Annotated in this window: 18 protein-coding genes; 11 read left to right on the top strand and 7 right to left on the bottom strand. The window is 62.1% G+C overall.

The window, feature by feature from the left end:
* Positions 1-14: 14 nt before the first annotated feature.
* Positions 15-665 (bottom strand): class I SAM-dependent methyltransferase, encoded by a 651-nt coding sequence (locus TR61_RS11425; protein WP_245626880.1) that lies wholly within the window; start codon positions 663-665, stop codon positions 15-17.
* Between the two features lie 90 nt (positions 666-755).
* Here TR61_RS11425 and TR61_RS11420 point away from each other — a divergent pair, with 90 nt between their 5' ends.
* Positions 756-1,682 (top strand): LysR family transcriptional regulator, encoded by a 927-nt coding sequence (locus tag TR61_RS11420; protein ID WP_050930123.1) that lies wholly within the window; start codon positions 756-758, stop codon positions 1,680-1,682.
* Here the strand turns inward: TR61_RS11420 and TR61_RS11415 are convergent.
* Complete coding sequence (locus TR61_RS11415; RefSeq protein WP_050930122.1) at positions 1,675-2,655, bottom strand: asparaginase; 981 nt, start codon at positions 2,653-2,655, stop codon at positions 1,675-1,677. The genes TR61_RS11420 and TR61_RS11415 overlap by 8 nt on opposite strands.
* Before the next feature lie 160 nt (positions 2,656-2,815).
* Between TR61_RS11415 and TR61_RS11410 the strand changes: the two genes are divergently transcribed.
* The 3 genes from TR61_RS11410 (at position 2,816) to TR61_RS11400 (ending at position 5,062) form a co-directional block, all read left to right on the top strand.
* Positions 2,816-3,361 carry an invasion associated locus B family protein gene (locus TR61_RS11410; protein ID WP_050930121.1) on the top strand — a complete coding sequence of 182 codons (546 nt, stop codon included), beginning with the start codon at positions 2,816-2,818 and terminating at the stop codon, positions 3,359-3,361.
* Between the two features lie 80 nt (positions 3,362-3,441).
* Positions 3,442-4,623, top strand: coding sequence for a dual-specificity RNA methyltransferase RlmN (gene rlmN / locus TR61_RS11405; protein WP_050930120.1), 1,182 nt, complete (start codon positions 3,442-3,444; stop codon positions 4,621-4,623).
* Positions 4,624-4,852: 229 nt separating this feature from the next.
* Positions 4,853-5,062, top strand: coding sequence for a hypothetical protein (locus TR61_RS11400; protein WP_245626879.1), 210 nt, complete (start codon positions 4,853-4,855; stop codon positions 5,060-5,062).
* Positions 5,063-5,114: 52 nt separating this feature from the next.
* Here TR61_RS11400 and TR61_RS11395 read toward each other — a convergent pair whose 3' ends face one another.
* Positions 5,115-5,957: an LOG family protein gene (locus TR61_RS11395; protein ID WP_050930119.1), complete on the bottom strand. Its 843-nt coding sequence runs from the start codon at positions 5,955-5,957 to the stop codon at positions 5,115-5,117.
* 78 nt (positions 5,958-6,035) lie between these two features.
* Between TR61_RS11395 and TR61_RS11390 the strand changes: the two genes are divergently transcribed.
* The 3 genes from TR61_RS11390 to TR61_RS11380 all read left to right on the top strand — a co-directional run bounded on the left by TR61_RS11390 (position 6,036) and on the right by TR61_RS11380 (position 8,241).
* Positions 6,036-6,956: a threonine/serine dehydratase gene (locus TR61_RS11390; protein ID WP_050930118.1), complete on the top strand. Its 921-nt coding sequence runs from the start codon at positions 6,036-6,038 to the stop codon at positions 6,954-6,956.
* 77 nt (positions 6,957-7,033) lie between these two features.
* Positions 7,034-7,861 (top strand): 2,3,4,5-tetrahydropyridine-2,6-dicarboxylate N-succinyltransferase, encoded by an 828-nt coding sequence (dapD, locus tag TR61_RS11385; protein WP_050930117.1) that lies wholly within the window; start codon positions 7,034-7,036, stop codon positions 7,859-7,861.
* Positions 7,862-7,896: 35 nt separating this feature from the next.
* Positions 7,897-8,241: a hypothetical protein gene (locus tag TR61_RS11380; RefSeq protein WP_050930116.1), complete on the top strand. Its 345-nt coding sequence runs from the start codon at positions 7,897-7,899 to the stop codon at positions 8,239-8,241.
* On the opposite strand, the gene TR61_RS11375 is transcribed toward TR61_RS11380, so the two are convergent.
* The gene (locus TR61_RS11375; RefSeq protein WP_050930115.1) at positions 8,226-9,326 is read right to left on the bottom strand and encodes a Hint domain-containing protein; all 1,101 of its coding nucleotides are present in this window, start codon (positions 9,324-9,326) and stop codon (positions 8,226-8,228) included. The genes TR61_RS11380 and TR61_RS11375 overlap by 16 nt on opposite strands.
* 163 nt (positions 9,327-9,489) lie before the next feature.
* Between TR61_RS11375 and dapE the strand changes: the two genes are divergently transcribed.
* The 4 genes from dapE (at position 9,490) to TR61_RS11355 (ending at position 15,041) form a co-directional block, all read left to right on the top strand.
* On the top strand, positions 9,490-10,650 hold the full coding sequence (gene dapE, locus TR61_RS11370) for a succinyl-diaminopimelate desuccinylase (RefSeq protein ID WP_050930114.1): 1,161 nt from the start codon (positions 9,490-9,492) through the stop codon (positions 10,648-10,650).
* A 36-nt stretch (positions 10,651-10,686) separates the two neighbouring features.
* Positions 10,687-11,271 carry a TIGR04282 family arsenosugar biosynthesis glycosyltransferase gene (locus TR61_RS11365; RefSeq protein WP_050930113.1) on the top strand — a complete coding sequence of 195 codons (585 nt, stop codon included), beginning with the start codon at positions 10,687-10,689 and terminating at the stop codon, positions 11,269-11,271.
* 85 nt (positions 11,272-11,356) lie between these two features.
* Positions 11,357-13,609: a ribonuclease R gene (rnr, locus tag TR61_RS11360; protein ID WP_050930112.1), complete on the top strand. Its 2,253-nt coding sequence runs from the start codon at positions 11,357-11,359 to the stop codon at positions 13,607-13,609.
* A 103-nt stretch (positions 13,610-13,712) separates the two neighbouring features.
* Positions 13,713-15,041, top strand: a complete 1,329-nt coding sequence (locus TR61_RS11355) for a lytic murein transglycosylase (protein WP_050930111.1) — start codon at positions 13,713-13,715, stop codon at positions 15,039-15,041.
* A gap of 64 nt (positions 15,042-15,105) precedes the next feature.
* Here TR61_RS11355 and TR61_RS11350 read toward each other — a convergent pair whose 3' ends face one another.
* Genes TR61_RS11350 through TR61_RS11340 form a run of 3 tightly spaced genes read right to left on the bottom strand, consistent with a single transcriptional unit; the run spans position 15,106 to position 18,120 of the window.
* Entirely contained in the window at positions 15,106-16,284 is a 1,179-nt protein-coding gene (locus tag TR61_RS11350; protein ID WP_050930110.1) for an ABC transporter permease, read from the bottom strand.
* A 4-nt stretch (positions 16,285-16,288) separates the two neighbouring features.
* Positions 16,289-17,833, bottom strand: coding sequence for an ABC transporter permease (locus TR61_RS11345; RefSeq protein ID WP_050930109.1), 1,545 nt, complete (start codon positions 17,831-17,833; stop codon positions 16,289-16,291).
* Positions 17,830-18,120 carry a DUF1330 domain-containing protein gene (locus TR61_RS11340; RefSeq protein ID WP_050930108.1) on the bottom strand — a complete coding sequence of 97 codons (291 nt, stop codon included), beginning with the start codon at positions 18,118-18,120 and terminating at the stop codon, positions 17,830-17,832. The genes TR61_RS11345 and TR61_RS11340 overlap by 4 nt, the downstream gene beginning before the upstream one ends.
* Between the last annotated feature and the right edge of the window lie 71 nt (positions 18,121-18,191).

The raw sequence follows: 18,191 nt of genomic DNA, 5'->3' as shown, positions 1-18,191 counted from the left end.
TGCCGGAAAATGCGTCATTTTCCGGCCAGCGGTTTGCGTGCCACGATGAAACGGGCGGTGGGCGCTTTGTCGAAGGTCCGTGACGAAAGCACCTCGAACCCGGCCCAGCGCATCGCGTCTTCCAGTTCTTTCGTGTTGAAGTAAAGCACCTGCGGCGCGCGGCCAAAGCACTGCATGCCACGGACCAAGCCTTTGATCAGGAACGACATCTCACCCAAGCAGGCGGATTTCGAGATGAAGGTCCCGCCAGGGCGCAGCTGCGCATGGATATCGGACAGGGTACGGTCCAGATCCGGCACCAGATGCAGCAGGTTGAAAGCAAGAACCGCATCATAGCTTTGCCAGTTCAGAACCTGCTCCCCCACCTCGGCAGGCATGAATTCGACATTGTCGACCCCAGCCTCGGCCCGCTTGCGTTCAGCAATGGCGATCATACGCGGAGAGATATCCGACGCGGTGATCCGCGCCACATCCCCGGCCAGCGTCAGGGCGGTTGACCCAGTACCGCAGCCAAGCTCGAGCACATGATCGGAGGGCCCCAGGTGCGCGCGCGTGGCGTCGAGGGTTTGTTCATAGGCCGTCTGGTTCTTGACGGGCTGGCGGGAATACTTGTCGGCGATGCGATCCCAAAACACGGCACTGGTTGTCATTTTCTTTGCTTTCATACGAGGTCGATTACTGTCTTGCCGCTTTGGTGACATATTCATATCCGTTTCGGAATTGCGAAAATACGTAGTCTATGTATACAAAATTGCATGAATTGGAGTGGCATCAATTTTGACTGGAACCAGGCGCGCGCCTTTCTTGTAACGGCGGAGGAAGGATCGCTGTCGGCCGCCGCGCGGGCGTTGGGTCTGACCCAACCCACGCTGGGCCGTCAGGTTGCGGCGCTGGAGGAGAGCCTGGGCGTTCTTCTGTTCAACCGCACCGGGCGGAACCTGACCCTGACCGAGGCTGGCTTGGATCTGGTCGAACATGTGCGCGCCATGGCAAACGCCGCACACGGCTTTTCGCTGACCGCGTCCGGGCGCAACCGCGCCATCGAGGGCCATGTCACGATCACGGCCGGCGATTGGACGGCGGTGTACATTCTGCCCCGCGCCTTGCGTCGGCTGAGAGAGATTGCGCCGGGCATTACGGTTGAAATCATCTCGTCCAACGATGTGCAGGATTTGCGGCGACGGGAAGCGGATATCGCCCTGCGCCATGTGCGGCCCGACCAGCCGGAACTGATCGCCCAAAAGCTGCGTGACGATGAGGTGCGGCTTTACGCGACGCCGAGGTATCTTGAGATATTTGGCGTGCCGAAAAGTGTCCGCGACCTCAAAGGGCACATCATCGCGGGGTTCGAGCCGGTGGAACGGCATCTGGCCGCCGCGCAGGCCATGGGGCTGGCGATGACGCGCGACAACTTGCGGTTTTCCTCGGCCAGCACACTGGCGATGCTGGAAATCGTGCGCCTGGGGGAAGCGATTGGAATGATGGGAAAAGATATGGCGGGGATGGTTCCCGATCTGCAGCTTGTGACCGAAGATTTCACCCCCATGAATGTGGAAACCTGGCTGGTCAGCCACCGGGAGCTGCAGACGAACCGGCGTATCCGTCTGGTGTTTGACCTGTTGGCCGAAGAGCTGAGCGTACGCGGGCCGCTGTGGCAGCGCCTGCAAGACGCGGTCAGATGAAGCCTTCGCTGGGGCGGATCACGCCGGTGTCGATCCCCCTGCGGTTCAGAAGCGGCGCGGCCAGGTAATCGCGCGCCACCGGATCCTCAGCTGACAGAACGCCCAAGCGCACCAGCAGCGCCGTGATCGCACATTCGCTGGCGCGGGTGGCGCCGTCGGTGATCTTCAGCGCAACGCCCAGTTTCTGGTCCGGGAGGATTGCGATGAACACCGCCTCGGCCCCTGTCTTGATCGCGGCTTTGGTGCCCATGGCACGCATCAGGCGGGTGCAGGACCGCCCTTCACCCGCGACCAGATCGGGGTGCTGCATCATGGCGTTGCGCAGGCGCGCCTCGGCACTCCCGTCGGGAGCCGAGGCGAAACGGGCCATTGCACGGGCAAGGCCCAGAAGTCTGCTTTGGAAATTGGGGGCTGAACATCCGTCAATCCCGAAGCCGGGCGTGTCTTCGCCCGTGGCGCGTTCGAAGGCGTCTTTCACCGCCAGCTGAACGGGGTGATCGGGGTCAACATATTCCGGGCCGGCGCCCATGTCCTTCGACAGGGTCAGGAAACCCGAATGCTTGCCCGAACAGTTGTTGTGATACTGACAGGGCGTCTGGCCCGCGCGGACCATGGCATGTTCTGCCTCTTGCGGCTGGGGCCATTGGGTGCCGCAGCGCAGGGCGTCGTCATTCATGCCCAGATCGGCCAGCCAGCGCTGCACCCGGTCCGTATGGATCGCATTGCCGTTATGCGAGGCACAGGCCAGAGCCAGGTGTTCCGATGTCAGCCCCGCACGATCTGCCGCCCCGCTTTCCAGAAGCGGCAGCGCCTGCACCATCTTGCAGGAACTGCGCGGATAGATCAGCTGGTGCGGATTGCCCCAGGCTTCGACGATCTGGCCGGTATCGTCGCAAATCACGGCATGCCCGCTATGCAGGCTTTCCAGCAGATCACCCCGCCAGACTTCGACCATTGGAACGGCTTGTGACATCGGATACCTCAATTCTTGGCGAATTCACGCCAATCGCTCTTTCGTCTGCTGCGCATATTACGTTAATATGCCATTTGTCGAGACAAGCCGGTCGCAGAACAAAAACCATAGGACGGTTGGCTGTAGTTATTGAGGTTAAGGACAGCTGGAGGCTGGACATATGGCTGTACACTGGGGAACACATCTGACGCGCTGGATTGCGGGTCTGAGCATGGCTGCAACGGCTTCAGGCGCTGCACTGGCACAGGAAGAAAGCACGAACCGCGTCGCCGCCAAGACCGATTGGAGCGTGTTTGTCGAAAGCGATCCGACCGAGTGCTGGGGCGTCTCTGCGCCCAAGGAAACGGTAAACACGCGCGATGGACGCGTCGTGGCGGTGCGGCGGGGGGATATCCTGCTGTTCGTGTTCTATCGCCCCGGCGAGGAGGTGAAAGGCCAGGTGACATTCACCGGCGGCTATCCCTTCGCGGATGGATCGACCGTGAACCTGCAGATCGGAAGCAATTCCTTCGAGCTTTTCACCGAGGGCGAATGGGCCTGGCCCGCGTCGGAAGCCGATGATGCCAAGATCATCACGGCGATGAAGCGCGGCGCGCAGGCAGTGCTGACGGCCCGGTCGTCGCGCGGCACGCAGACGGTCGATACGTTCTCGTTGCTGGGCTTCACAGCCGCCATCGAGGATGCGGAAGCCCGCTGCAGCGGATAGGCCGCAGGGACAATTCCCTTTTGCATCGCGCGCGCGCTCCTATATAGAGGCGCATCTTCTTACCTATTGGACCTGAAACCATGTCAGCCAATGCGCCGATCACGCAAGACGTCATGACGATCCCCCGGAAACTGCCGGAGGGGCCTGTGAACCTTGTCGGCCTGACCCGCGACCAGCTGCGCGAGACGCTGATCGCCCATGGCACGCCGGAAAAGCAGGCCAAGATGCGCGTGGGCCAGATCTGGCAGTGGATCTACCAATGGGGCAAGCGCGACTTTGCCGAGATGACGAACCTGAGCAAAGCCTATCGCGCCGAGCTGGCCGAGCGTTTCGTGATCGAGGTTCCGGAGGTGGTGTCCAAACAGGTCTCGACCGACGGGACGCGCAAATACCTGGTGCGCATCGCGGGCGGACATGAGGTTGAGGTCGTCTATATCCCCGAAGAGGGGCGCGGCACGCTGTGTGTGTCGTCGCAGGTGGGCTGCACGCTGACCTGTTCCTTCTGCCACACGGGCACGCAGAAACTGGTGCGCAACCTGACCGCCGGGGAAATCGTGGGCCAGATCATGGTCGCACGCGACGATCTGGACGAATGGCCCGTGCCGGGCGTGCCCAAGGACGAAACGCGGCTTTTGTCGAATATCGTGCTGATGGGCATGGGCGAGCCGCTGTATAACTTCGAAAACGTACGTGATGCGATGAAGATCGCGATGGACGGCGAAGGCATTTCACTCAGCCGTCGCCGCATCACGCTATCCACCAGCGGCGTTGTGCCGGAAATCGCCCGCACCGCCGAAGAGATCGGCTGCCTTCTGGCGGTGTCCTTCCACGCCACCACCGACGAGGTGCGCGACAAGCTGGTACCGATCAACAAGCGCTGGAACATCGAAACCCTGCTGGAGGCGCTGCGCGCCTATCCACGGCTGACCAATTCCGAACGGATCACCTTTGAATATGTGATGCTGGACGGGGTCAATGACAGCGACGAAGATGCGCGACGCCTGATCAAGCTGATCGAAGGGATCCCGGCCAAGGTGAACCTGATCCCGTTCAACGAATGGCCCGGCGCGCCTTACAAGCGATCCTCGAACAACCGGATCCGGGCTTTTGCCGACATCATTTACAAGGCGGGCTATGCCTCCCCGATCCGCACTCCAAGGGGCGAGGACATCCTTGCGGCCTGTGGCCAGCTGAAATCGGCCACGGAACGCGCGCGCAAATCCCGAAAGGAAATCGCCGCCGAGGCCGGATTGCAAAGCTGACGGCCCCGTGGCCGCCGCCGGAGTTCCGTATTTGGAAAGAGAAGAAGGACCAGGGGGGCACCTGCTTCTTTCTGACCATAAATACCCAATCCGGCAGCAGGCAGGCCGCAACCAATTGTGTCAAAATGCGGAACAGTGGCCGCGAAAATTCCCTTTTGTGGAACCATTGCGGCCCTGATCAACAATCAGTTTCCATCTCATAAACAACTGCACTGGATGGAGAGCACCAATGTTGAGCGCAGATACAGGCACCCCGATGCTGGAAGCATCGACCCTTGATTTCCTGGCGGCAGAGCGGCGCAAGTCGCTGTCCAAGCGGGAATGGCACTTTCGCATGAAAGGCTATGGATACGGCATCCGTGAACAAGGCAGCCGCCAGGTCGTCACCAAACTGCCGCAAGGCATCACGCTGGGCATTCTGCCGCAGAACTTCGCGTGATCCTGAAAACGACGTGCCTTGGGTGAGTGCAGTTCAGATCGCCCAAGGCACGTTACCGCCCCGGTATTTCTGTCCGCGCCGGAGCGGGATCCCAATTGTCGATGATCTCGACCGCTTCGGCGGCTGTATCGACGAAGCGGAACAGATCCAGGTCTTCGTCCGAGATCGTGCCGGCATCTGCCAGCGCTTTCCAGTTGATGATCTTCTCCCAGAAGTCTTTCCCAAACAGAATGAACGGCACACGCTCCATCCGGCCGGTCTGGATGAGGGTGAGCGACTCGAACATCTCATCGAGGGTTCCGAACCCGCCCGGGAAAACGCAGATCGCCCGTGCGCGCATCAGGAAATGCATCTTGCGGATCGCGAAATAGTGGAAATTGAAGCTGAGGTCGGGGGTCACATAGGTATTCGGCATCTGCTCATGCGGCAACACGATGCTGAAACCTACTGACACCCCACCCGCCTCATGCGCACCCAGATTGCCCGCCTCCATCACACCGGGGCCGCCGCCGGTGGCGATGACGAACTCCCGGCAGCCGGTTTTCACTGATTTTTCAGTCATCAGGCGGGCGAACCGCCGGGCTTCCTCGTAATATTCGGAGAGGGACGCGAGGGTTTTCGTGCGCGCGGTGTTTTTCTTCTCGGGGCTTGGGATGCGTGCCCCGCCGAACAGGACCACGGTGCTTTCGATGCCGCGCTCTTCCAGCAGCAATTCGGGTTTCAGAAGTTCCAGCTGGAGGCGTACCGGGCGCAGTTCATCGCGGCAGAGGAAATCCTCATCGGCGAACGCAAGCCTGTAGGCACTGGATTCCGTTTGGGGAGAGCTGGGCAATTCGCCCGCGGTAATCTTGTCTTCGCGGGCATCGCGGAAGCGGCTGTGGCGGTGATCTCTCATATCGGTCTGGTCCTTCCTGGGCGGTCGTGCCATCGATATAGGGTTGGATGATCAAGCGCTATGGGGAAGGAGACAGGCATGGATTGGACAGCCGAGATCGCGGCGGCACAGTCACGGATAGAGGGCCATGTGCGGGTGACCCCGGTGCTGATGGGGTGCGATCTGGGTCTGGACCGGCCGATTGACCTGAAGCTGGAACAGATGCAGCACACCGGCAGTTTCAAACCGCGCGGTGCCTTCAACACGCTTTTGTCGTCAGACGTGCCTGCGGCGGGCGTAGTGGCCGCGTCGGGTGGAAACCACGGGGCGGCGGTGGCCTTCGCCGCGCGGGCGCTGGGATATCCCGCAACGATCTTCGTGCCCGAGATGGCGGGCCCCGCCAAGATCAACTTGATCCGGGAAACGGGGGCCGATCTGCATGTGGTTCCCGGCGCGTACGCCAACGCTTTGGAGGCCGCGCAAGACTTCGAGACGAAAAGCGGGGCGATGCAGGTGCATGCTTATGACGCCGTGGGCACGGTCGCGGGTCAGGGCACTTTGGCTGCAGAATGGAATGCGCAGGGGTTGGACGCCGATACGGTCGTCATTGCCGTGGGCGGCGGTGGTCTGGTCGCCGGTGCCATGGCGCATTGGGCCGGGGCGCGCCGCATCATCGCGGTTGAACCAGAAACCTCCTGCGCGCTGAACGCGGCGCTGGCGGCGGGCGGCCCTGTGGATGTGGAGGTTTCGGGGATTGCCGCGAATGCGCTGGGGGCCAAGCGGATCGGGCAGATCTGCTATGATCTGGCGGTTGAAACCCAGGTGACGTCGGTTCTTGTCACCGATGATGCGATTGCCGAGGCGCAGCTGCGCCTGTGGCGGGGGCTGCGCCAATTGGTGGAGCCTGCCGGGGCGGCGGCGCTGGCCGCGGTGATGAGTGGGGCCTATGCGCCCGCGAAGGATGAACGTGTGGCCGTTCTGGTCTGCGGCGCAAACCCCGCGCCTGATCCGCTGGGCTAGGAGACAGCGAATCCATTGCCCCGCCCTGCCCCCGCCGATATAGGGGCGCAAGGAAATTGGACCGACGGGGAAATCACATGTCAAACGCTCAGCTGGAAACCGCAATCGAAGCCGCCTGGGAGGCGCGCGACACCATCACGCCCACCACCACGGGCGAGACGCGCGAGGCGATCGAAGACACGCTGAACGCGCTGGACAGCGGCAGCCTGCGTGTGGCGGAAAAGCAAGGCGACGGCAGCTGGCATGTGAACCAATGGGCGAAGAAGGCCGTGCTGCTGGGCTTCCGCATCAAGGATATGGAACAGCAAGATGGCGGCCCGCAAGGCAGCGGCTGGTGGGACAAGGTTGACAGCAAGTTCAAAGGCTGGGGCGACAACCAGTGGAAAGCCGCCGGGTTCCGTGCCGTGCCCAACTGCGTCGTGCGCAAAAGCGCGTATATCGCACCGGGCGTGGTGCTGATGCCGTCTTTCGTAAACCTTGGCGCCTATGTGGACGAAGGCACTATGGTCGATACCTGGGCCACAGTCGGCTCCTGCGCTCAGATCGGCAAGAACGTGCACCTGTCAGGTGGCGTAGGCATCGGCGGGGTGCTGGAGCCGATGCAGGCGGGCCCCACGATCATCGAAGACAACTGCTTTATCGGCGCGCGGTCGGAAGTGGTTGAGGGCTGCATCGTCCGCGAAGGGTCGGTTCTGGGGATGGGTGTGTTCATCGGGAAATCCACCAAGATCGTGGATCGCGAAACGGGTGAGGTCATGTATGGCGAAGTGCCGCCCTATTCTGTGGTGGTCGCCGGGTCGATGCCGTCGAAGAATAACATCAACCTCTATTGTGCGGTGATCGTGAAACGGGTGGACGAGAAGACACGTTCGAAAACCGGGATCAACGAGCTTCTGCGCGACTGATTGGGGGCGGCGGGATACGTCCCGCCCTACGGCCGATGGCGAAACGCGACAGCAAACAACAGGTGTTCACACTTCTGGTTCAGATCGGCCGGAAGGAGGGGGACGGTTTGCCCAAAGGATCGACCGGGGCTGCGCTGATGATCTTTGCCAGTGGCGTGGATGAGGCCGAGGCGGTGCGCGAAACCGTGGCAATCCTCAAGCAAGCCGATACCGCGCCGCTGGATGTGACCGGTTATGGGACTTTGGAAGAGCGGCTGGAGCAGGGTCACGAGATCAATGAAGAAGAACGCGCGCTGATGGCGCGGGCGCTGGAGGAAAACGCAGTGATCGTCGCGCAGATGACTCCGTTCTTCGGAGACGAGGATCAGGCCGCCCTGTAATCCGCCAGAACCTGCGCATCATAGGCGCGCAGCACCGGGTAAAGCGACTTTCCGTGATCCGGCAGAAACGCCTGATCCAGATTGGCAAGATGGCTGGCCGCCAACAGGCGCGGCTTGCGTCGGATCCGCCCGATGTAAAGGCTCTCGGCGGCGGTCCCGGCGGCATTCAGCGCCTCGTGCCCAGGCAGCAACAGCTGGCAATATCGGATGGTTCCGGACCTGTAGGGAGCCGCGACGGCCGCCGCACCGCCCAGATGGCGCGCGGGCACAAGGACCGCTTCATGACCAAACAGGTATTCCACCTCGGACCCTTCCATTACAAGGCGCTGATCCGGGGCAACGGTGATGTCCTGCTGCAATCCGAAATACGGCGCGCGCAGGATGACCGGGCGGTTCAGCCCGCGCGCGGGCTTTTCGCAATCGACGCGGTGCAGCACAGGGACGACCTGACCCGATGCGGTCAGAACCGTGTCACCCCGTTTCAGGCTGCCTGCGGGCTTGTAGCCCTGCGGTGTGGCAATGGGAGTTTCCGGCGTCAGAGTGGGGCTTGGGCCCACCGGCTCGATATGAGTGGCTGCGGCGAAATAGACCACGTCCTGAGAAAACTCGCGCTGGCCATCGCCAAGGCAAAGCGCGCGTAAGTCGCGCATCAGGATCGGCTTGGGCGCCTTGACCGGGAAAAGCGTGACGGCCGAGCTTCCGGTACGTTCCACCGCGATCAGTCCGGTGCGCGCGGGTGCATCCCAGGAATAGGTGATGCGCAACAAGTCGGTGCGGCCGGTTTCGGCATGGCCTATGGCGCAATGCTGAAGGTCATCGCCATTGGCGATCACCAGCGTCAGACCGCCGCCGGGAATGGCCTGAAGACTGATCTGCAGCGGACCGGCAATGCTTTGGCGAAAGGTCAGCAGGGGTTGCGGGCGGCGCTGCGGGCTGAGACCGGTTTCGATCACAAGGCTGCCCTTTGGCACCAGCAGGGTGGCTGGCAAGGCCTCGTAATGCGCATTGGGCCGCGCGCCGTTCGGCCCGAGACCCTGCGCATCGAACTGCGCGTCGGTGTGATCCGCGATCGCGATCCAAGCCATGCTGTGATCAGCGCCTGTATTTGTGCCCAGCCCACGTGATGCGTGGGTCTTTCATGCCACGAAATTACCATAACGGGACTGGGGCGGGAACGTATTTGTCCCCTTAAGGGGTTGGCATTCGTGGGAATTCGGCTCAACTGTGGCCTCAAATGCTCAGAAAGTGATGCAGGAGGGTTCCTTGTCTGACACCGACGCCGCCGCCTTGACCGCCGATCTGATCCGCTGTCCTTCGGTCACGCCCGAGGAAGGCGGCGCACTTGTGCTGCTGGAAAAAGTGCTGGCCGGGGCAGGGTTTGCGTGCACCCGCGCGGATCGCGGTGGTGTTGCCAATCTGTTTGCCCGTTGGGGGCAGAAGGGACATCCGCGTAGCTTCGGGTTCAACGGTCATACGGATGTCGTCCCGGTGGGAGATGAGGCCGCCTGGACTCGCCCGCCTTTCGGGGCAGAGGTGCATGACGGAGTGATGTTCGGACGTGGAGCCACCGATATGAAATCGGGCGTCGCGGCCTTTGCCGCGGCGGCGATTGATTTTGTGACCAACACCCCACCCGATGGCGCGGTGATCCTCGCCATTACCGGGGACGAGGAAGGCGACGCGCTGGATGGCACGGCCGCGCTGCTGGATCACATGGCACAGGCGGGCGAGAAGATGAGCGTTTGCCTGGTGGGTGAGCCAACCTGCCCCAATGAGATGGGAGAGATGATGAAAATTGGCCGTCGCGGGTCGATGACGGCCTATTTCACCGTGACCGGCGTGCAGGGGCATTCGGCCTATCCGCATCGGGCAAAGAACCCGCTGCCTGCGATGGCACGGCTGATGGACCGGCTGGCCTCGCATACGCTGGACGAAGGGTCAGAGCATTTCGATGCCTCGACCCTGGCGGTGGTGACGATCGACACCGGAAATCCCGCAAACAACGTGATCCCGGCGCAGACGCGATCCACCGTGAACATCCGGTTCAATGATCTGCACACAAGCGCCAGCCTGACCGAATGGATGCAGGCCGAGGCCGATGTGGTCGCAGCCGAGTTCGGCGTGGCAATCGAGATGGCGCTGAAAGTGTCCGGCGAAAGCTTCCTGACGCCGCCGGGGCCGCTGTCGGATCTGGTGGCGCGGGCGGTGAAGGCGGAAACCGGGCGCCACCCGGTTTTGTCGACCACGGGCGGCACCTCGGATGCGCGGTTCGTGAAGGATCACTGCCCGGTGGTGGAATTCGGGCTTGTGGGCAAGACCATGCATCAGGTCGATGAATGCGTCCCGGTTGAGCAGATCCACCAGTTGAAAGCCATCTATGGCCGGATCCTGCGGGATTACTTTGCATAAGGCTTCGGCAAGGTGAGACAGCGCTGGCTGGTCATCATGGTCAAGGAACCCCTGCCCGGACGGGTGAAAACCCGGTTGGGGCAGGAGATCGGCATGGTGCAGGCCGCGCGGTGGTTCAGGCGGCAATCGCTGTCACTGATCGGGCGGCTGGATGATCCGCGCTGGCAGATTGTGCTGGCCGTGACCCCCGACCGGGCAGGGATGATGAGCCGGGTCTGGCCCGAAAGCGTGGCCCGCGTCCCGCAGGGCCAAGGCGATCTGGGGGACCGGATGGGCAGGTTGTTACGGTCGATGCCACCGGGGTCTGTCTGCGTGATCGGGGCGGATATTCCGGGCATCACGCGTGCGCATATCGCAAGAGCTTTCGCCGCCCTTGGGCGGGCGGACACCGTCTTTGGCCCGGCGGAGGATGGCGGGTATTGGCTGGTAGGCCTGAAGCGCAGTCGCGCGGTGCCTCCCGATCTGTTTCAGGGCGTTCGGTGGAGCAGCGCCCATGCGCTTTCCGACACGTTGAAGACGCTTGCGGGCATGTCTTCCCGGCAGGTGGATGTTCTGGCGGACGTGGACACGAAAGCGGATCTTTTGCGCGTGTCGCGGGGCGATACGCCACCCAAAGCGTAGCCCCTTTCCAGTGGGTGGGGCGGGATTTTTCCTGTAGCTTACGGATGTGGTTTCTAAGTCCATCGGCTTGGTATAGACCGAATCCATGAGCCGTATTCCGACCAAGGCAGAAATCCTCGACTGGATTGCCGCCAACCCCACGCTGACCTCGAAACGCGATATCGCGAAGGCCTTTGGCATCAAGGGCGCGGCGCGGATCGATCTGAAACGGCTGCTGAAAGAACTGGAAGGCGAAGGCCATCTGGAGAAGCGCAAGAAGACCTATCGCGATCCGGATCGCCTGCCGCCCGTGTCCGTTCTGCAGGTGAAAGAACCCGACGCGAATGGCGACATGTTCGCCCGGCCCATGGAGTGGCATGGCGAGGGGGTGGAGCCGATCGTTCTGATCGTCCCACGCGCCAGCGACCCGGCGCTGAAGCCCGGTGACAGGATCCTGGCCCGGCTGACCGTTGTGCATGAGGATGACCACAATTACGAGGCGCGGCTGATCCGTCGGATCGGCACCTCGCCCCGCAAGATCCTGGGTGTGTTCCGCAAAACAGCCGAAGGCGGGCGGATCGTGCCCATCGACAAGGCGGGCCAGAACGAATGGCTGGTGGCCGCTGCGAATACGCTGGGTGCCAAGGATGGTGAGCTGGTCGAGGGCGAACAATCCGGCCCGAAAGATCGCATGGGCCTGCCCAAGGCGCGGATCGTGTCGCGTCTGGGTGATCCGAGCGGGCCAAGGGCGGTATCGCTGATCGCGATTCATCAGCACGGCATCCCGGACGACTTCCCCGAGGCCGCGATCCTTGAGGCCGACAAGGCCAAACCGCTGGGCCTGAAAGGGCGCGAAGACCTGCGCGACATGCCGTTGATCACCATCGACCCTTCGGACGCGCGCGACCATGACGATGCCTGTTACGCCCATGCAGATGACGACTCCAAGAACCCCGGCGGCCACGTCATCTGGGTCGCGATTGCGGATGTTGCGGCCTATGTCCGCCCCGGCACCGCGCTGGATGCCGAGGCGCGCAAGCGGGGCAATTCCACCTATTTCCCGGACCGGGTCGTGCCGATGCTGCCGGACAGGTTGTCGGGCGATCTGTGTTCGCTGCACGAAGGCGTGCCGCGCGCCTGTATCGCGGTGCGCATGCAGATCAACGCGCAGGGTGACAAGATCGGGCATCACTTTGTAAGGGGGCTGATGCGCTCGCCTGCTTCGCTGAACTATCAGGAAGTGCAGGCGGCGGTTGACGGGGCGCCCAATGACAAGACCGGTCCTCTGCTGGAGCCGGTCTTGCAACCGCTTTACGCCGCCTACAAAGCGTTGAAACAGGCGCGGGAGGAGCGGCAGCCGCTGGATCTGGACCTGCCAGAGCGGCGGATCGAGATTGACGAGGATGGCCATGTCGCCTCGGTCAATTTCCGCGACAGGCTGGATGCGCACCGGCTGATCGAGGAATTCATGATCCTTGCCAATGTGGCCGCGGCGGAAACGCTGGTGGCAAAACGCTCCCCGCTGCTGTTCCGGGTGCATGAAGAACCCAGCCCCGAAAAGCTGGAGGCGCTGCGCGAGACGGCGGGTGCGGCCGGGTTCAATCTGGCCAAGGGGCAGGTGCTGCAGACCCGCCATCTGAATGCGCTGCTGAACGCCGCCGCCGGCACGGATGAGGCCGAACTGATCAACATGTCGACGCTTCGGTCGATGACGCAGGCCTATTACAGCCCCGAGAATTTTGGTCATTTCGGGCTGGCGCTGAAGAACTATGCGCATTTCACATCGCCCATCCGGCGCTATTCGGATCTGATCGTGCACCGGGCGCTGATCTCGGCCCATGGCTGGGGCAAGGACGGGCTGTCGCCAGATGAGATCGACCGGCTGGAGCAGACCGCGCAACATGTTTCGGACACGGAACGCCGGTCGATGATGGCCGAACGCGATACGACAGACCGCTATCTGGCCGCCTATCTGAGCGAACGGGTCGGCAATGAGTTTACCGGACGGATCAACGGCATCGCCCGGTTCGGCGCCTTTGTGCGGCTGGATGAAACCGGGGCGGACGGGTTGATTCCGATCCGGTCGCTGGGGCGGGAGTATTTTCATTTCGACCGTGATGCGGGCACGCTGATGGGCTCGGACACCGGGCTTCTGATCGGGATCGGTCAGCGCGTGACCGTGCGGCTGTCTCAGGCCACGCCGGTGACCGGCGGGCTAGAGTTGGAGTTGTTGTCGATCAACGACAAGGCCCTGCCCCGCGCGCCCAGCCCCGCAGGCCGCAGCGTTCGGCGCAAGCAGGCCAAGGGCAAGCGCAAGGCAGCCAAGGTCAAGCGCAAGGTCGAACGGCGGCGACGCTAGGCGTGCGCCGCACCAGCGGATCGCCGCAGGCGCTGCAAGGGAGTGCTTTGAGCATCGCCCCCTCTGCGCTACAATCACGCCAGAGCAGATAAAGGCAGGCGTTATGCGAACCATGCTAGGCGGAGCGGTCTTGGGCGTTCTGGGCTGTTTGCCCGGCGCTGCAGACGCTCTGGACACATCCATTCGACCCGAACTCAGGCAACCGGCGGCGAAACTGGCGCTGGCACAGACGGCTGACCTGTCGCGGTCGCTCAGGCCCCAAGTCAGACCGGTGAAGCAGACCGTGACCGAACCCGAAGACAGCCCCGTGACAAACCAGCGTTTCCAGTACTGGCTGCGCGCCTTCAAGGAACGCGCCGTGGCGCAGGGGATATCGCCTGACGTGCTGGATCGCGCCTTGCAGGGCCTGCGGTACGATGCCGATGTGATCAAGCGCGACAGGAACCAGTCGGAATTTACCAAGACCATCTGGGAATATCTGGACAGCGCCGCATCGGACGTGCGGATCGCCAACGGCAAATCGGCGCTGGCCGGTCACAGGGCCACACTTGAGGCGATCGAGGCAAAGTATGGCGTCGACAAGGAAGTCGTCGTGGCGATCTGGGGTCTGGAAAGCGCTTATGGCAGCTTTCGCGGGAAATCGAACGTGATCCGGTCCTTGGCCACGCTGGCCTTTGACGCGCGGCGCAGTGCCTTCTTCGAAGACCAGCTGATCGCCGCGCTGCGCATCCTGCAAAGCGGCGACACCACGCCTGCCAACATGACCGGCAGCTGGGCCGGGGCCATGGGGCACACGCAGTTCATGCCAACCTCGTATCTGGATTATGCGGTGGATTTCACCGGTGACGGACGGCGCGACATCTGGTCGGATGATCCCAGCGACGCGCTGGCCTCGACAGCCGCCTATCTGAAGCGGTTCGGCTGGACGCAAGGCCAACCCTGGGGGGTGGAAGTGCAGATCCCCGACGGATTCAACTACACCCTTGCGAAACGGTCGATCACCAAGGCCCCCAGCGCCTGGGCGCAGCTGGGTGTTGTCGATATGAGCGGTCGGGCTGTGCCGGATCATGGCCTGGCCTCGGTCTTGCTGCCTGCTGGCGGCAATGGCGCAGCCTTCCTGATCTTTGACAATTTCGCGGTAATCGAGCGGTACAATTCAGCCGATGCCTACGTGATCGGCGTGGGCCATCTGAGCGACCGCATCAAGGGCGGGCCGCCGATCCAATCGCCCTGGCCGCGCGAAGACCGCGCGCTGACCTTGAAGGAACGCAAGGAGCTTCAGACACGCCTGACCGAAAAAGGTTTCGACACCCAAGGCATCGACGGCAAGATCGGCCCGCTGACGATCGAGGCGGTGCGGTCGTTCCAACTGGCCGAGGGGCTGAAACCGGACGGCTATGCCTCGCTCAACGTGTTGAAACGGTTGCGCTGATCCGCCCTTCTTCTGGGTTCTCAAATATCCGAGGGGAGCGCCTGTGGAGCGGGGGCAGAGCCCCCTACCCCGGTGACATCCCGCGCAGCCGTTCAGACCGGCGGCGCAACAGTTCCACGACCGTTAGCAACACGATGGAGATGAACACGAGGATCGTCGCCACCGCCAGAATGGTCGGAGAGATCTGCTCGCGCAGGCCTGTGAACATCTGCCATGGCAGTGTCTGCTGGCTGGCAGAGCCCACGAACAGCACCACAACCACCTCGTCAAAGGACGTGATGAAGGCAAACAACCCGCCCGAGATCACGCCCGGCAGGATCAGCGGCATCTGCACGCGGAAGAAGGTGGTTACGGGATCCGCGCCCATATTCGCCGCCGCCCGCGTCAGGGAGCGGTCGAACCCCACCAGCGTTGCAGTCACCGTGATGATCACAAACGGAATACCCAGCGCGGCATGCGCCAGCACGACCCCGGCATAGGTGCCCTGCAGCCCGATGCGGGAATAGAAGAAGTACATCCCGGCCGCCGAAATGATCAGAGGCACGATCATCGGCGAGATCAGGATCGCCATGATCGCCCGGCGGAACGGCACGTGTTCGGAGCTCAGCCCGATTGCCGCCAGCGTGCCGAAGGACACCGACAGAAGCGTCGCAACCGGCGCGATCAGAAGCGAATTGCGCAGCGCCTGCTGCCATTCAGAACTGGTGAAGAAATCCTGATAGTGCTTCAGCGAGTATCCGGCAGGATCGAACCGCAGCATTTCCGGCGTGAAGGTAAAGAAATCTTCCGCATTGAAGCTGAGCGGCATGACCACGAGGATCGGCGTGATGAGGAAGACAAAGATCGCGCCACAGATCACACGGAAGGAAAAGTGCCATAAAACCTGCATGGGCGTCAGGTAGGGCGGCAGTTTGCGGCGATAGCGTCCCTCGAACAGCCAGAAGGTAAACCAGCCGAAGAACCAGCCGAAAAGCGCACCCAGAACGATGCCTGGCAGGCCACCGACCCAGAACCCCAGGGCAGTGAACAGGGCCAGAATGATCCAGCGCGCCGCCTGTTCGTTCTTCAAAACATTCGTTGCAACAAACGCGATCACGGCCAGAAGCGCTGCGCCGATCAGGAGGCCCAGCAATGAACTGCCCTGCGAGGTGCCGACCAGAAGTCCGGCAAAGGCCCCGGCTGCGGCCACGACGGGTACATAGAAAGAAACCGGCGTGCGCGAGATTGGAGTTAAGGCTGTCATCTCATCACCCTCCCAGCTTCACATTGTCGATGCCGACGATCTTGTCATAGGCCCAGTAGAGGATCAGAACCGCCGCCAGAAGGATCGTACCCAGCGCGGCCGCCAGACCCCAGTTCAAAGAACTGGAGATGTGATAGGCGATCTGGTTCGAGATAAACGTCCCTGTCCGGCCGCCCACGATTTCCGGCGTGATGTAATAGCCAATCGCCAGGATGAAGACGAGGATTGAGCCCGCGCCGATCCCCGGCACCGATTGCGGGAAATAGACCCGCCAGAAGGCCGTCCAGTTCGTGGCCCCCAGTGATTTCGCCGCGCGCAGATAGCTGGGCGGGATCGTCTGCATCACCGAATACATCGGCAGGATCATGAAGGGCAGAAGGATATGCGTCATCGCGACGATCGTGCCGAACTGGTTGTTGATCATCACCAGTCGCGCGGCATCATCCACAAGGCCCAGCCACACGAGCACATCGTTGATCACGCCCTGTTGCTGCAACATCACCTTCCACGAGGATGTCCGCACCAGAAGCGAGGTCCAGAAGGGCAGAAGCACCAGGATCATCAACAGGTTCGCGGTGCGCATCGGCAGGTTCGCCAAAAGCCATGCGACCGGGTACCCCAGCAGGATACAGCTGAAGGTGATCACCAGTGACATGAACAGCGTGCGCTGGAACAGCATCAGATAGAATTGCTGGTTCTCGGGGCGGGCCTCGGGGCCATCGGGGCCCTTCTGCATGTCAATCGCGTTCAGGAAATAGCCCGACGTGTAATCAGGGGCATAGGTTTGGATCGTGCGCCAGACATCGGTGCTGAGCCAGTCTTCGTCCACATCTTCGAACTGGCCGCGCAGGCTGACAGTTTCATAGCCGGACACATCCAGCGGCGCGATCAGCGGATGGGCCGATTGCGCACCGTCGCGCAGCTCGAAATAGAGGGTGGAATACAGGAAATCTTCGACATCCTCTTCCGCCGGATCGTCGCCTTCGGTCCGCAGATAGGCGGCCCAGCGATCCCATGTGCGCGCGGTCAGTGGCAGGTCGGCGCGCAGATCGGCGCTTTGCATCATGTCGACCCAGGCCGCGGGGCTTTCCAGATCGGGCGATTGCGCGATGATCTGGTCGGTATAGATGTCCGTGTCGAACCGGCCTACGCGGCGGCCCGATTTGCGGAAGGCCGAGGAAATACCGGCCTGTTCATAATTCAGCCGCGTGCCAAGACGAGTGTGCAGTTTCTTCTCGGACGCCATGAAGAGGTCAATATAGAGCGCCTCAAACACCCGCTCGGAAGGGGGCTCGTCGCTGTCAGGATCCCATTCGGCCAGCTCCACCACCGTTTCCGGCAGCGTTTCGGATACGATCTGGTTTTCGACTGACCTGAACAGCATATCCGCGATGGGCGCGATGAAAGTCACCATCACGAAGATCAGCAGGGGGGCCACCAGCAACAGGGCGCGCATCTTTTGCATGCGCAGGGCGCGCGCCAGGGATTTCTTCAGCGGGGTGCCGTCGGCGGCCAGCATCGGCCCGTCTTGTGTCGAGATATCGGTCATTCCGTACCTTCCACCACGATGATTGTGCCGGTTGAATTGGCTTGGCGGATCTTCATGTTCTCTTGGTATTCGGGGTCGTTATAGGCGGCGAGCGCGGCCTCATAAGACGGGAATTCAATGATCACGTGGCGGGTGTGGCAGTCGCCTTCCATGATCTGGGATTGGCCTCCGCGAACAAGGAACTTGCCCTGGTGCTTCGGGAAGATCTCATTGTTGCTCTGGGCATAGGGTTGGTACGCCTCGGGATCGCTGATCGTCACGTGACCGATGATGTATCCTTTGGGCATCCTGGTTTCTTTCTTTTGGGGTGTAAGGCGGGCTGAAGCCCGCCCTACGGAACTGTGCGGTAGGGCGGGCT

The sequence above is a fragment of the Aestuariivita boseongensis genome (assembly GCF_001262635.1).
Lineage (GTDB): Bacteria > Pseudomonadota > Alphaproteobacteria > Rhodobacterales > Rhodobacteraceae > Aestuariivita > Aestuariivita boseongensis.
The sequence above is the reverse complement of the archived record's forward strand: the minus strand, read 5'-3'. Positions and strand labels throughout refer to the sequence as shown.